12 protein-coding genes are annotated in these 14,902 nt (G+C 62.0%); 9 read left to right on the plus strand and 3 right to left on the minus strand.

Annotated features, from left to right (window positions below):
• The first annotated feature begins 53 nt into the window (after positions 1-53).
• The 6 genes from hemH (at position 54) to ABNP46_RS08470 (ending at position 5,887) form a co-directional block, all read left to right on the plus strand.
• Positions 54-1,028 (plus strand): ferrochelatase, encoded by a 975-nt coding sequence (gene hemH / locus ABNP46_RS08445; protein ID WP_349921951.1) that lies wholly within the window; start codon positions 54-56, stop codon positions 1,026-1,028.
• A gap of 37 nt (positions 1,029-1,065) precedes the next feature.
• Entirely contained in the window at positions 1,066-1,458 is a 393-nt protein-coding gene (locus ABNP46_RS08450) for an MAPEG family protein (protein WP_349921952.1), read from the plus strand.
• A gap of 187 nt (positions 1,459-1,645) precedes the next feature.
• The gene (locus ABNP46_RS08455; protein WP_349921953.1) at positions 1,646-2,950 is read left to right on the plus strand and encodes an inosine/guanosine kinase; all 1,305 of its coding nucleotides are present in this window, start codon (positions 1,646-1,648) and stop codon (positions 2,948-2,950) included.
• A 162-nt stretch (positions 2,951-3,112) separates the two neighbouring features.
• Positions 3,113-4,741 (plus strand): methyl-accepting chemotaxis protein, encoded by a 1,629-nt coding sequence (locus ABNP46_RS08460; protein WP_349921954.1) that lies wholly within the window; start codon positions 3,113-3,115, stop codon positions 4,739-4,741.
• 122 nt (positions 4,742-4,863) lie between these two features.
• Positions 4,864-5,226, plus strand: a complete 363-nt coding sequence (locus tag ABNP46_RS08465) for a DUF2750 domain-containing protein (protein WP_100861710.1) — start codon at positions 4,864-4,866, stop codon at positions 5,224-5,226.
• 166 nt (positions 5,227-5,392) lie between these two features.
• On the plus strand, positions 5,393-5,887 hold the full coding sequence (locus ABNP46_RS08470; protein WP_349921955.1) for a hypothetical protein: 495 nt from the start codon (positions 5,393-5,395) through the stop codon (positions 5,885-5,887).
• On the opposite strand, the gene ABNP46_RS08475 is transcribed toward ABNP46_RS08470, so the two are convergent.
• Entirely contained in the window at positions 5,850-7,487 is a 1,638-nt protein-coding gene (locus ABNP46_RS08475) for an EAL domain-containing protein (protein ID WP_349921957.1), read from the minus strand. The genes ABNP46_RS08470 and ABNP46_RS08475 overlap by 38 nt on opposite strands.
• Before the next feature lie 185 nt (positions 7,488-7,672).
• Here ABNP46_RS08475 and glgC point away from each other — a divergent pair, with 185 nt between their 5' ends.
• Positions 7,673-8,947, plus strand: a complete 1,275-nt coding sequence (gene glgC / locus ABNP46_RS08480; RefSeq protein WP_349921958.1) for a glucose-1-phosphate adenylyltransferase — start codon at positions 7,673-7,675, stop codon at positions 8,945-8,947.
• A 92-nt stretch (positions 8,948-9,039) separates the two neighbouring features.
• Here glgC and ABNP46_RS08485 read toward each other — a convergent pair whose 3' ends face one another.
• Both ABNP46_RS08485 and ABNP46_RS08490 read right to left on the minus strand, forming a co-directional pair.
• Positions 9,040-11,037 carry a hypothetical protein gene (locus tag ABNP46_RS08485; protein WP_349921959.1) on the minus strand — a complete coding sequence of 666 codons (1,998 nt, stop codon included), beginning with the start codon at positions 11,035-11,037 and terminating at the stop codon, positions 9,040-9,042.
• Between the two features lie 147 nt (positions 11,038-11,184).
• Positions 11,185-11,739, minus strand: a complete 555-nt coding sequence (locus tag ABNP46_RS08490; RefSeq protein WP_349921960.1) for a lipoprotein — start codon at positions 11,737-11,739, stop codon at positions 11,185-11,187.
• A 335-nt stretch (positions 11,740-12,074) separates the two neighbouring features.
• Here ABNP46_RS08490 and ABNP46_RS08495 point away from each other — a divergent pair, with 335 nt between their 5' ends.
• Positions 12,075-13,223 carry an isochorismate synthase gene (locus ABNP46_RS08495; protein ID WP_349922435.1) on the plus strand — a complete coding sequence of 383 codons (1,149 nt, stop codon included), beginning with the start codon at positions 12,075-12,077 and terminating at the stop codon, positions 13,221-13,223.
• Positions 13,220-14,884 (plus strand): (2,3-dihydroxybenzoyl)adenylate synthase, encoded by a 1,665-nt coding sequence (locus tag ABNP46_RS08500; protein ID WP_349921961.1) that lies wholly within the window; start codon positions 13,220-13,222, stop codon positions 14,882-14,884. The genes ABNP46_RS08495 and ABNP46_RS08500 overlap by 4 nt, the downstream gene beginning before the upstream one ends.
• Positions 14,885-14,902: the final 18 nt, after the last annotated feature.

A 14,902-nucleotide genomic window follows, 5' to 3' on the forward strand; every position in this document is an offset into this window, starting at 1 on the left:
CAGGGCCCTTTCTTGCATCATAACAAGAACGACAAACACGACAGGAAGCTAACGTGACCACGAAAACCGGGATCTTGCTCGTCAATCTGGGAACCCCAACCGCGCCGACGGCCTCGGCCGTGCGGGCCTTCCTCAGCCAGTTTCTCAGCGACCCGCGGGTGGTCGAGATCCCCCGCTTGTTGTGGTCACCCCTGCTCAATTGCGTCATTCTGCCCCTGCGGGCTCCCCGGGTCGCCAAGCTCTACCAGCAGATCTGGACCGAAGAGGGCTCCCCCCTGATGGCCATCAGCCAGCGCCAGCGCTCGGCGCTCGAGCAGGAGCTCAAGCGGGAAGGGGTGGATGTGCCCGTGGTGCTCGCCATGACCTATGGCAACCCCTCCCTTGCCGATGGCTGGCAGGCCCTCAAGGCCCAGGGAGTGAACCGGGTGATCCTGTTGCCGCTCTACCCCCAGTATGCCGCCAGCACCACGGCCGCCGTGTTCGATGGCTGGGCGCGGGTGATGCAAGGGGAACGTCACCTGCCGGTGATGCGACTCATCCGTGATTATCACAACCATCCGGAGTACATTCAGGCGCTCGCCATGAGTGTGCGCCGCCAGTGGGAGCAGCAGGGGCAGGGGGAGCATCTGTTGATGTCCTTCCATGGCATTCCCCAGCGCAGCGAAGACGAGGGTGACCCCTATGGCCACCAGTGTCGCCGCACCGCCAGCCTGCTGGCAGAGGCGCTCGGCCTTGCCCCCGAGCAGTGGAGCGCCAGCTTCCAGTCCCGCTTTGGCAAGCAGGAGTGGCTCAAGCCCTACACGGATGCCACCATCACCGAGCTGGCCAAAGCGGGGGTCAAGCGACTCGATGTGATCTGCCCGGCGTTTTCCGCCGACTGCCTCGAGACCCTGGAGGAGATCCAGGTCGAGAACCGCCACCTCTTCACCGAGGCGGGGGGAGAACAGTTCCACTACATCCCGGCGCTCAACAGCGATCAGGCCCACATTCGCATGATGGTGTCGCTGATCTGCCGCGAGCTGGCATGAGTCTGGGGATTCATCTTCAACCACAAGGATTGTCTTTATGCTGCATATCACGCTGATCTACGCCGGTCTTCTGGGGCTCCTGTTCTTGCTGCTCTCCTTCTGGGTGGTCAAGCGCCGAGCCCAGTTCAAGGTGATGATAGGGGAGGGCGAAGCCCCCGAGATGCGCGCGGCCATCCGTGCCCACGGCAACTTCGCCGAGTACGTGCCCCTCACCCTGCTGCTGATGGCCCTGTGCGAGCTGGCAGGGGTCGGTGCCCTCTGGCTGCATCTGGGGGGCATGTTGTTGCTGGTGGGGCGCGTGCTGCACGCCATCGGTATCCAGATCCCCAAGGCGCCGAACAAACCGCGCCTGTTTGGCACCCTGTTCTTCTGGCTCTCCCTCGGGCTCTTCTCGGTGCTTTCCCTGGTGCAGGGTTTGTCATTTGGTTGAGAACCCAACACGCTGATTTGTTAAAAACCACCCGTCATCAAGGTGGTTTTTTTATGCCGCCAGAGTCAAACGTTTTCCTCTGCAGCCCTTGTCTATACTGACCCCATATTTTAAGCGGGCGACTTTTCGATGGGGCGGATTGTGTTAAAATCCCGCCCCTCTTTTCCCCAGAGCACAGAAGATTGCCATGAAATTTCCCGGTCAGCGCAAGTCCAAACACTACTTCCCGGTCGACAGGCGGGATCCTCTGATCCCGCAAAATCCCCAGCTCACCGAATTGGGCAAGGCCTATGTGGTGGGCATCGATCAGACCCTGGTGGACATCGAAGCTCACGTGGATGAAGACTTCCTGAACCGGTACGGCCTGAGCAAGGGCCACTCCATGCTCATCTCCGACGACGTGGCCGAACGGGTCTACGAAGAGCTCAAGACCAACAACATGGTGGTGAGCGAATTCGCCGGCGGCACCATCGGCAACACCATGCACAACTACTCCGTGCTGGCGGATTCCCACTCCATACTGCTCGGGGTCATGAGCCAGGATATCCGCATCGGCAGCTACGCCTACCGCTATCTGTGCAACACCTCCTCGCGCGTCAACCTTGACTACCTGCAACCGGTGGACGGCCCGGTCGGCCGCTGCTTCACCTTCATCACCGAAGGGGGCGAGCGCAGCTTTGGCATCAACGCCGGCAAGATGGATCACCTGGATGTGGCGCACATCCCCGAGGCCATCATCAAGGAGGCCTCCGCCCTGGTGATCACCGCCTATCTGGTCCGTGGCGCCGATGGCACCCCCATGAAGGACGCGGCCATGACCGCCGTGCGTTATGCCCGCGAGGCCGGTGTGCCCGTGGTGTTGACCCTGGGGACTCGTTTCGTCATCGATGAGAACCCCCAGTGGTGGCGCGACTTCATCGCCGAAAACGTGACCGTGCTGGCGATGAATGAGGACGAGGCCGAGGCCCTGACCGGGATCAGCGATCCCCTCGGCGCTGCCGACAAGGCGCTGGACTGGGCCGACATGGTGCTCTGCACCGCCGGTCCCATCGGCCTCTACATGGCGAGCTACACCGACGAAGATTACAAGCGCGAGACCACCCACACCCTGCTGCCCGGGGTCATTCCCGAATTCAACATGTTTGAGTTCAGCCGCCCCATGAGCCGTGCCAAGTGCCGCAAGCCCGCACGGATCTACTCCCACATCTCCCCCTACATGGGCGGGCCCGAGAAGATCAAGAACACCAACGGTGCCGGTGACGGCGCGCTGTCTGCCGTGCTGCACGACATGGTGGCCAACGCCTACCACCGCATGAACGTGCCGAACTCCGCCAAGCACATGTCCGAATTCCTCACCTACTCCTCCCTGGCCCAGGTGTGCAAGTACGCGAATCGGGTGAGCTACGAAGTGCTGGCCCAGAGCAGCCCGCGTCTATCCCGTGGCCTGCCCGAGAAGGAAGACAGTCTGGAAGAGGTGTACTGGGAGCGTTGATCCTGCGGGACTGTTTAGACTAAAAGACGAAGGCGCCTGCGGGCGCCTTCGTGCATTTTGGGGCTGGATCATGTTTTTGACAGCGGCATTGCGGTCGTCGTGGACAGTCAGCGCTGCCGCATCATACCTTGTTAACAATATGTAGCGGTATGAGGTGGGCTTATGTTGAGACAATGGAGTATCGGTCGACGCCTGTCGCTGGTGACCCTGATGGTGCTGGTCCTGCTCGGACTCTTGCTCTTTTCCTGTCTGCAGATCTACCAGCAGGGATTGATGGGGGAGAAGAGCCGCCAGACCCGGGCCCAGGTCGAGACGGCCTACAGCTTGGTGGCGCAGTTCGAGGCGAGAGTGCAGCGTGGCGAGCTCGGCGAGGCGGATGCCAAGGTCCAGGCGCTGGCGCTGCTCAAGGGGCTGCGTTACGGCCAGGACGACTACTTCTGGATCAACGACAGCCACCCCACCATGGTGATGCACCCCATGAAGCCGGAGCTGGACGGCAAGGATCTCTCCGGCGTGGAGGACAAGCAGGGGCTCAAGCTGTTCGTGGCCTTCGCCGATCTCGCCAAGGCGCAAGGGGCGGGGGAGCTCGCCTACTACTGGCCCAAACCCGGGGTGGAGGAGCCGGTGCGCAAGATCTCCTACATCAAGCGATTTGCGCCCTGGGACTGGATCATCGGCACAGGCATCTATGTGGACGACGTGGAGGCCCAGTACCAGGAGGTGCTGCGAACCCTGCTCGGCATCGGACTTGTGCTCGCCATCCTGTTGTTTGTAGTGGTGGGGCTCATCGTGCGCAGCATAGTGGTGCCGCTTTCCCAATCGGTATCAGCCCTTGGCAATATCGCGCGAGGGGAGGGAGACCTGCGATTCCGCCTACCGGAGCGTGGCCGGGATGAACTGAGTCAGCTGTCGGCCAATTTCAACCAGTTTGCTGGCCAGATGGCGCAACTGGTGGGACGCAGCCAGCAGATCGCCGCCCAGAACCGGGAGCAGGCCCATCAGCTGGAGCAGGTGGTCGATCGCACCGGCACCATCGTCACTGGACAGGAACAGGATACCTTGCGGGTGGCCAGCGCCATGGAACAGATGACGGTGAGCAGTCGTGAAGTGGGCCAACATGCGGCCGATGCGGCAGAGGCGGCGGATGCCGCCCTGGATCTTGCCCGCCATGGCCGCGAGGTTGTGGCCCAGACCATTGCCACCATCAGCCAGCTGGCCGATGAGATGGCCGATACGGTACAGGCGGTGAGCCAGCTGGAGCAGGAGACCCAGCAGATTGGCTCGGTGCTCGACGTCATCCGCGGGGTGGCCGAGCAGACCAACCTCTTGGCGCTCAATGCCGCCATCGAGGCGGCCCGGGCCGGAGAGCAGGGGCGCGGCTTCGCGGTGGTGGCCGATGAAGTGCGCACCCTGGCGACCCGCACCCACAGCTCCACCGACGAGATCCGGCAGATGATCCAGCGCCTGCAGGAGGGGGCGGGCAAGGCCGTGCACGGAATTACCCAGTTGCAGCAGCTCTCCCGCACCACGGCGGACAAGGCCGGGGATGCCGATGGGGCCATCAATGCCATCGATGGATCCGTGCACACCATCACCGCCATGAATAGTCAGATAGCCAGCGCGGCGGCGCAGCAGAGCCAGGCGGCGGAGGAGATAAACCAGCGGCTGGTGGCGATCACGACCCTGGCGGCGGACGCCCTGGCCCAGAACCGGTTGACGGAGCAGGCGGCGGGCAAATTGGCCCACTCCTGCGACGAATTGGGGGCCCTTGTCGCGCAATATCGCACCTGATGGGCTTTATCCCCTGCTTTTTGGGGATTTGACTTGAGTCCGGGGGGCTTTTGGGACACCATCAGCCCCATTATCGGCCACGCTGGTCGACTGCCTGCCATTGCCTGCAAGAGAGAGATCCCATGAGCAAATTAACTGACAATCTTGACGCCAATTTCCAGCTGTTTATCGAAGAAGTCCGTGAGTCGGGTCAGGTATGGGGTCTGCGCTACGGGGAAGACTGGGTAGTATGCCGCTCCGCCGAGTTCGAAGATGCGGACGTGATGCCGCTCTGGTCCGCCGAAGGGGATGCCCGTCTGCACTGTGTGGATGAGTGGGCAGACTACGAACCTGAGGTGATCGAACTGGAAGAGTTTCTCGACATCTGGATCAACGATCTGGATGACGACGATGTGCTGGTCGGTCCGAACTGGAACGCGGATCTGGAAGGTCAGGAACTCGAACCCATCGAGCTTGCCAAAGCGCTGGTGGAACTGGACGCCTGAACCGTACTGCATTGAGGCCCAGGCCTTCGATGGATTAAGGACCGGCAGCCGCGAGGCTGCCGGTTTTTTTATGGGAATGGGGGCGGGATCGGCATGAAAGGGCGAATTGGCTTGGATCGGGGGACGGGATGGGCCATCATCAATCCTTTGCCAGTCAGGAGGTGCCATGTTTGTCTTTGACGTGACCACGGGGGCGGGAGCACATGCGGAGATCCGGGTGCAGGCGCTGGACTGGACCCAGAGCGGGCCTGTGACCTTTTGCTGCGACAGCGATGAGCTGGCGCTGGTACTGCTGGGGGGCTGCCGCTGCGATGCAGTGGGCTATTTCAATCTGCTGGCGGGCTGCAAGCCGCTCTATGTGGAACAGTGGCTCGCCTATCTGCAGGAGACGGGACAGATAGACAAGCAGAGCTGCCAGCTGGAGAGCCCGGCCCAGGAGGATTATCTGGCCAAGGCCGGACTGGATGACGAGGAACTCAACGTGCTGCTGGGGCAGGTCTACAAGGTGGCCGGTTTCAACCGCCTGCAGATCAACCGCTACCTCAAGAATCGCCATAATCCCACCATGCTGGCGACCCGTTACGATCAGAAGGAACTGGAGCGGTACCGCCAGCTCAACGACATCATACTGACCTTGTTGAAGTTGAAACGTCCCCAGTAAACAGTCCCTGATAACTGCTATCCGGCCTCAGCTCCTGGGGCCTGGCGATGAGCCCTCCCTGCAACCCATCAGCGTACATGCCTTGCAGCAGCTCTTTCTGCGCCACCTCTTCCACTCCCTCCGCGATCACCAGGCAGTCCATGCGATGGCACATGTCGACGATCATCTGCACAAACTGCTGATTGGTGATGTCACGCTCCAGGGTACCGAGCAACAGGGGATCCAGCTTCACGTAATCCGGTCTGAGCTCATGAAGCAGGGTGAAGGAGTCCATCCCCTTGCCGAAGTTGCGAATGGCGGAGCGGCTGCCCTGGCGCCGCAGCAGCTCAAACAGTCGCTTGCCGCCGGCCAGGTTGTGTTTGAGCTGATCTTCGTCCAGAGCGAAGACCAGGTTGGCGCTGATGTTTCCATCTTTTTGCAACTGGTGATCGAACCAGATCAGGAAGGCGCTATTTTGCAACAGAGCGCTGGAGAGGTTGATCCCCCAGCGATGGGATTGTTGATCGAAGGTGCGATAGTGGCGGATGACGTGGGTGATCAGCATCTGCTCGAGACGCATCAGCATGTCCAGCCGCTGCGCCATGGCAAACAGGGTATCGGTGGGAAACTGTATGCCTTCCCGGCTGCTGAAACGGGCGAAGACCTGCTGGTAGGGCACCATGTCCCGGTTGAGTGCCTGGATCGGCTGGTAGTTAAGGATGATGCGATCCGGTTGCGACAGCAGTTCATCCAGCACGCTTCTCCAGTGTTGCTGGCCGTGGAGACTGGCGTGATCATGCTGCTGGATGGCCCAGCCGTTGACGGTTTCGGTCTGGGCCCGGGCCAGGGCGAGATCGGCGCGGGAGAGGATTGCCTCAATGTTCTGGCTGCGGGATAACAGGGTGATCCCCGCATAGGCCACGTTCTCCAGCTCCCGCTCCCTATGGTAGTGGTCGAAGGCCCGCTTGAACTCCTGACCCAGCAGATGGGGGGGAATGTTGGCGTCGGCGGGGAGCAGCACCGCAAAGTCGGAGCCCGAGATGCGATAGACACGCTGCCCCTGAAAGCGGTTGATCACCAGATGGATGAGGGTGGCGATGTCCTTGATGTAGGCATCCCCGGACTGGAAGCCATATTGGGCATTGAGCCGGCCCAGCTCGGTGGCGCGGATCAGCACCAGGATCGAGGTCTGGGACTCCTCTTGTTGCAACCATTCGGTCAGATCCCGGCGGAAGGCGTGACGGTTGCCAAGCTGAGTCATCTCATCCCGGGTGGCCAGGGAATAGAGTTCGGTGATCTGGCGGCGGGCCTCTTCCTCGGCGTTGTTGAAGCTGGCGAGCAGCTGTTGCAGGGCCAGCCTGGCATGGGGGCTATCCAGTCTGGTGGGGTCCCGCAGTTGCAGTGCCTGCAGCCAGCGCTGCTCCCATCGCTCCAGCTCTACCTTGTGCAGGCGATGGGTGAGATAGAGCAGCAGGAAGAAGCCAACCACAGTACACAGCATGACCAGCAGCAGGGTGAGCGGCGGGATGGGGGGCGCCAGCAAGACCCCTTGCAGCATCAGCAGCGGCAGGGTGGCCATGGCGCCGACCAGCAGCAGCGTCCTCCCAGACTTGTTTGACATCGGCGGGTCCTTGATGAAGTCGTCGTGGATCAATTCTAACCATGTGGTGAGCATAGTACTGATGGGCTTGTCAGCCCCCATGGAATGGGGGTTGCAATCCCATTAAATGTGATTGAAAACACTTTCATAACGGCTAAAAAAGGTGAATATGGGATGAAAACAGCAGCAACCAGGCCGAGGTATTTATGCAACTAGAACCCGTCAACACAGCCAAAGCACGGCAGTTATTGAATCAGAGTATGGCCTTGGTGCTCGCGGGGGGGCGAGGGAGTCGCCTGAAGCAGCTGACCGACAACCGCGCCAAGCCGGCGGTCCACTTTGGTGGCAAGTTCCGCATCATCGATTTCGTGCTCTCCAACTGCATCAACTCCGGTATTCGCCGGGTGGGTGTGGTCACCCAGTACAAGTCCCACAGCCTGTTGCGCCACCTGCAATCGGGCTGGTCCTTCCTGCGCTACCAGATGAACGAGTTCATCGATCTTCTGCCCGCCCAGCAACGGGTGGACGAGGTGCACTGGTATCGCGGTACCGCCGATGCCATCTATCAGAACGTCGACATCATCCGTGACTACGGCCCCAAGTACATCGTCGTGCTGGCGGGGGATCACATCTACAAGATGGACTATGCCGCCATGCTGCTCGATCATGTGCGCCTCGGCGCCAAGGTGACCGTGGCCTGCATCGAGGTACCGCGCTGTGAAGCCTCCGCCTTCGGGGTGATGGACATCGACGAGCAGCGCAAGATCCGCGCCTTCGTGGAGAAACCGGCCAACCCGCCCGCCATGCCGGGGCGCGATGACCTCTCCCTCGCCTCCATGGGGATTTACATCTTCGAGGCGGAGTATCTCTATCAGCTGCTGGAGGAGGACATCCACAACCAGGAGTCCAAGCATGACTTTGGCATGGACGTGATCCCGCGTATCGTGGGGGAGGGCAAGGCATTCGCCCACCCCTTCAGCATGTCCTGCGTGGGGGCCAAGGAGGGGGTGAAACCCTACTGGCGCGATGTGGGAACCCTGGATTCGTTCTGGGAGGCGAACATGGATCTCGCCTCCGTGGTGCCCGAGCTCGACATCTATGACGAGAACTGGCCCATCTGGACCAGTCAGAACATGGCCCCTCCCGCCAAGTTCGTGCAGGACAGAAACGGCCAGCACGGCATGACCATCAACTCCATGTTCGCCGGCGGCTCCATCGTCAGTGGCTCCTTCGTACTGAACTCGGTGCTCTTCACCAATGTGCGGGTGCACTCCTTCTGTACCCTGGATCAGGCCATCATCTTCCCCGGGGTCGAGATAGGCGCCGGTTGTCGTCTGCGTCGGGTGGTGGTGGACAAGGGCTGCAAGCTGCCGGATGGCCTGGTGGTGGGGGAGAACGCGGATGAGGATAATCGCCGCTTCTACCGCTCGGAGCAGGGCATCGTACTGGTGACCAAGGAGATGCTGGCCAAGCTGGGGTAATCGAGGCCCGATCAGCAAAACGAAGCAAAACAAAAGGGAGCCGCGAGGGCTCCCTTTTTCATGGGTCAGCGGCTGACCCGTTTGCTGATGCGTTATTCGCTCACGACGGCCTTGCCGGCCATCACCATGGCGGTGCCGTGCTTGCCACCGGCGGCGGTCACTTGCGGAACGCCATCTTCGTCGGTGTCATGGCTGGCGCCGTCGATGACGTTTTCACCGGAATCACCGATCCACTCGGCCATCTGCATGCCGCCGTTGACGGTGCCGCGGAACCAGCTCACATAACGTTGCGTGAGATGGGCCAGCTCCAGCTCGGGTGCCTTCTCGGCGCCTTCGTTGCGCAGGTTCAGCATGGCGGAGCGCAGGGCGCCGGAGATGGCGGCCTGGGTCCAGGGGGTGTATTCACCCTGCTTGTCCGCGAGCCAGGTGCCGGCCTTGACGTTGAAGAAGGCCTTGTCGGTAGCGATGAAGAGATCGCGCGCAGCAGTACGGTACTTGGCGTCCGAGGTAGCCAGGAAGGCTGCGGTCAGGCCACGGATGGCGGCGAACTGGGTCTCGATGGACTGACCCGCATCAGCCTTGCCACCAAGAGTAAGACCGTCGTGCAGCAGACCGTTCTTGCCCTTGAGCTGGGCGAGCAGGAAGTCGGCCTGCTGGCGGACGATCGCGAGAGCCTGCTGGCCCTGGGCGGTCTTGAGGTTCAACTCGCCGTTGTCACCGGCGGCGTAGCCGACCGGCAGCGCATCCTGGGCGCGCTGGAAGATCTGCAGGGCGACCAGGCTGTAGGCGGCGTCGAAGGTCGTGACGTGCTTGCCCTGTTTGCCGGCCTGCCAGCTGTCCACCAGGGTACCGGCCTTGGCATCGAAGTGCAGGGCATTGAGGTTCTTGAACACCATACCGGAGAGGTTCAGGGCCAGGGAGAAGGCATCGTCACCGGCGACCAGCTTGGCGGCGTCGCTACTCTTGTTGGCGGCCGGTGCTGCGGCGAAGGGGGCACCGTCAAACACGGCGTGGAAGGCTGGGTTCTGGTTGGTGTTGGCGCTGCGCTGATCGCTGAAGGCATAGAACTCGGACAGGGGCCAGAGCAGCATCCAGGCATCCCGCAGTTGAGCGGAACCATCCACCACATCCAGTTTGCCGATGGCACCCACCTCGTTCTTGGTGGTCTCGGTCACTTTCACCTGATGGGGGAAGTAGACCACGCCCTTGGCCGGATCGTACTGGGGGCTTATCTTGGCGCCGAGCTGCTTGCCGTCAAAGCCAAGCTGACTCTGCAGGATGCTCAGCTTGTCGATGGACTGCTCGGTCAGCATCATGCCGTTGAAGCCGTCGGCCGCGGAGACGCCGAGCTTGTGCTTGCCATCCTGATCCATGGTGGATGAGGCCGCTTCCACTTCTTCATCGCTCTCGGCCACGTGCATGCCGCCGAGGAAGTCCTGGGACCACATTACTTCCTTGAGCAGAATGCCGCCCACGGCCGCCGGGTTCAGCAGGTTGTCGGAGCCGCTCCAGCGCAGGGTGGCGTAGTCACGGAAATAGGCGGGAACCTGGGTCTTGACCGCTTTCTCGACGCCCTTGGCGGTCTTGATGGTGACCTGATCGCCGTTGACCGGGGTGGTGTTGACCGCCTGGGCAAATTCTGGGTTGGCGGAGGCGTAGGGCAGGGAGAGAGGATACATGCCTTGCGGCACTTCGTCGGCGGGGAAGCCGACGGCCTCGGCCATGGCCAGCACGCGCTTGCCAAGGTCTGCCAGGGTGCCGCCGCGGGCCAGGTTTTGCGGCCCGTTGACTAGGTGAGGACCCATGCCGGACTGATAGTTCAGGGCGTACATGGCCTCTTCGGAATACTCATAGGATTCGATGCCGGAGGCAAAGTCGAAGGGGGTGGGTTCGTCGGCGCGGTTGGCATCCAGCACGTCCAGATCCAGGCCCAGCGCCTCGGCAAGGGGCTCGCCGGAGAGCTCGAATTCGGTGTAAGCCAGCATGCTGGCGGCGGTGTGGAAGGTCTTGTCCTCGACCTTGACGGCGGCCTGTGCGGCGGTGCCGATCAATGCGCAGGCAATCGCCTGCACCAGTACGGTTTTTCTCATGTCCTTTTCACCCATATGTTTGATTTTATTATGACGATTCTCAAAATCTAAATGAGAATGGTGTGCATTATGGGCCAAAGGGAGGGGCTTGAGAAGAAAAAAGCCGCACCTTGGAGGAAGGGGAGAAGGCAGATGCGGCGATGAGTATTACATCAATTTGAAGGGGATCACCAGGCGTCCCGGCTCCACCTTGAGGGCTTCGACCTTGTCCTTGATCCGGGCCTCGTTCTGGCGGTTGCCATCGAGTCGATAGACGGGAGTCTGGGAGAGGAACAGGGAGAGGGACTGGTTGAACGTGGGCAGCAGCGGGGTGAGGGCGGCGCCCACATCGGCCGGCTCTGTCTTGACCGAAATAAGCTCCAGATCCCGCAGATAGATGGCGCCCTGATCCGCCACATAATCCGGCCGGGCACTCAGGGAGAGGCGCACCTTCATCTGCTGGCTGCCGAGAGGGCTGGCGACTTGCAGATCCCCGGCGGCATCCAGTTCAACCCTGTCGCTGCGGGTACGGCCGATGCGGCTGGTGAGATCGTCCAGGCTGATCCGGCTCGACATGATCCCCGGGATGCCGATCTCTTTCTGGAAGGCGACTCTCTCCTTGAGGTACTGGTTTATCTCGCTCTCGCTGACGCTGTATTGGGTCAGGGAGGAGCAGGCCGCGAGCAGCAGGGCAAAGGGGAGCAATAACAGATGCTTGAGCATGAAAGGTTTCCATCAACGGGACGACAACGGGTGATGGCGCCATCTTAGGGGCAAAGCGGGTCGATCGCCAGTCCGGCACCGGGATCCCGTTTCTGTCGCATCCCCCATATGGGGCTAGCAATCTGCGGTCATCCAAGTAACCCGCGTGAGGCCAACCACGCCAGGCCAGTGCTGGCTTGAACCCGCCAATATCCACAATCAGACTCCAGTTTTAGCACCGAAAAATCCCCTTGACCGGTTTCTTTCGGGACGAGTATTTTACCGCCGCTCAAAAGCAATTGATAACGATTATCATTTTGAATCATCTTTGAGGGTGTAGCGTGAATACTCTAGTAATGGAAGATGGTGCGCCAGCCGAGGCCGGATCCCCGCCCGATTTCTTGTTTACCTCTAGTCAGGGCTGCATTCGCGCCTTTGATCTCGGCCAACCCATCAGCACCCCCGCCTGTGAATGGTCCCTGCTCGAGCGGCAGATAGTGCAAGCGCTGGGGGCAGCCGAGGCAGCCGGTCAGCACAACCCGCTGCTCATCGGTGCCTTCGCCTTCGATCCCGCCGAAGCCTCTTGTCTTTATGTTCCCGGCCGCTACGAGCGGGGGGAGCGACATACCCCGGCAGCCAGCCTGCCCGAGCACAATCAGGTGATCTCGGTGCAGAGCACGCCGGCTGCGGCCGAGTTCAAGGCCTCGGTGAATTCCGCCCTGAATGCCTTTGCCGAGGGGCGCCTCGCCAAGGTCGTGCTGTCGCGCAAACTCTCCCTGCAACTGAGCAGACCGGCGGATCCCCAGCAGGTGCTGGCTCGCCTGATGACCCAGAACCCCAATGCCTTCCACTTCTCCCTGCCGCTTGGTCAGGAGCGCCGCCTGCTTGGTGCGAGCCCTGAATTGCTGCTGCGGGTGAGCGAGGGGGAGGTCTTCACCCATCCTCTGGCTGGCTCTGCCAAGCGTGGCAGCGAACCGGCGCAGGATGAGGCGGTGGCCCGGGCGCTGCTGGCGTCACGCAAGGATCAGCACGAGCACAAGCTGGTGATCGACGAGATCCGTCGGGTGCTGGCTCCTCACTGCCGGGAGCTGGCCATTCCGGCCGAGCCTTCCCTGATGAGCACGGATACCCTCTGGCATCTGGGTACCCCCATCGCGGGCCAGTTGCACGGGGAGCAGGCGTCTGTGCTGTCGCTCGCCTGCCAGCTCCATCCCACCCCGGCCCTGTGCGGTTATCCGACGGCGCTGGCCCGCCAGTTCATCCGCGAGCAGGAGCCCTTCCGGCGCGCCCTGTTCAGCGGCATCGTCGGCTGGTGTGACAGCCAGGGCAACGGCGAGTGGGCCGTGGTGATCCGCTGCGGTGTGCTGGATGGTCATCATGTGGAGCTGTTTGCCGGTGCCGGCATAGTCGCAGGCTCGGATCCCGCCATGGAGTGGGCCGAGACCGGCACCAAGCTCGGCACCATGCTCAAGGCCCTGGGGCTGGGCACCGAGGTGGCCCTATGACCAGGACTCACCGTTTTCTGCCCTATAGCCGCTGGCCAGCCGCGCTGGCCGAAGCTTACCGTGCCAAGGGGTATTGGCAGTGCGAACCCCTGACCGCCATGCTGACGCGCCAGTGCGAGCTGGCACCGGCCGCCACGGCCGTCATCTGCGGTGAGCGCCGCTTCACCTATGGGGAGCTGGACGCAGGCTCGACCCGGCTGGCGGCGCGCCTCGCCCGTCATGGCTTCCAGGTGGGCGACACCGCCCTGGTGCAGTTGCCGAACGTGGCCGAGTTCTATCTGGTGTTCTTCGCCCTGCTCAAAGTCGGCATAGCGCCGGTCAATGCACTGTTTAGCCACAACCGGCTGGAGCTTGCCGCTTATGCCGAGCAGATAAAGCCCCGCCTGTTCATCGGATCCTTGGCTCACCCTCTGTTCGAAACAGGGGCTCGCGAGAGCGAGCTGCTGACACAGATGGGTGCCGAACTGGTGTTGCTGGATGGGGACGAGGGTGAGTTGGGGCTGACCCATTGGTTGGCCGCGCAAGATGAGATGACGCCGGTGACATTTGGCCCGAGCCCGGCGGACGAAGTGGCCTTCTTCCAGCTCTCCGGCGGCAGCACCGGTACCCCCAAGCTCATCCCCCGTACCCACGATGACTACTACTACAGCGTGCGCAGAAGCAACGAGATCTGCGAGCTCGGTCCCCATACCCGTTACCTCTGCGCCCTGCCGGCTCCCCACAACTTCCCCTTGAGTTCCCCCGGTGCCCTGGGGGTGTTCGACGCAGGGGGCGCCGTGGTGCTGGCGCACGACCCCAGCCCCATCAGCTGCTTCCCGTTGATTGCGCGCCACCAGGTCAACCTCTGCTCCCTGGTACCACCGGCTGTCAGCCTGTGGCTGCAGGCCGCCGAGGCCGACCCGTCCGTGCGGACTCAGCTCGCGAGCCTCTCATTGTTGCAGGTGGGCGGTGCCAAGCTCGGTGAAGCGGTGGCGAGAAAGATAGCGCCACTGCTCGGCTGCCGTTTGCAGCAGGTGTTCGGCATGGCCGAAGGGCTGGTGAACTACACCCGGCTCGATGACCCGGACGAGAAGGTAGTCCACACCCAGGGTTGCCCCATGAGCCCGGACGACGAGGTGAGGGTGCTGGATGAAGAGGGCAACCCGGTCGCCCAGGGGCAGCCCGGCGCCCTGCACACCCGTGGTCCCTACACCTTCCGTGGCTACTACCAGAGCCCGGCTCACAACGCCCGGGTGTTCGATGCCGATGGCTTCTACTGCTCGGGAGATCTGGTGGTACAGGATGCCGATGGCTACCTCACCGTGGTGGGGCGTCAGAAGGATCAGATCAACCGGGGCGGCGAGAAGATAGCGGCGGAGGAAGTTGAAAATCAGCTGCTGCACCACCCGGCCATCACCCAGGTGGCCCTGGTCTCCATGCCGGACAGCACCATGGGGGAGAAGAGCTGCGCCTTCATCGTCGCCACCGAACCCGGCCTCAAGGCGCTGGCCTTGCGCAAGTTCTTGCGCTCGCGCGGGGTGGCGGAATTCAAGCTGCCGGATCGTTTCGAGATCCTCGACGCCCTGCCCATGACGGCGGTGGGCAAGATAGACAAGAAAGGATTGCGCGAGCGCATCGCGCACTCCCTTGCAGGCGACAGCCTGCCGATGACAACAGTTTAAAACTAAAAGGAATCATGA

Origin of the sequence: Aeromonas veronii, assembly GCF_040215105.1 — a bacterium.
Taxonomy (GTDB): Bacteria; Pseudomonadota; Gammaproteobacteria; order Enterobacterales; family Aeromonadaceae; genus Aeromonas; species Aeromonas veronii_G.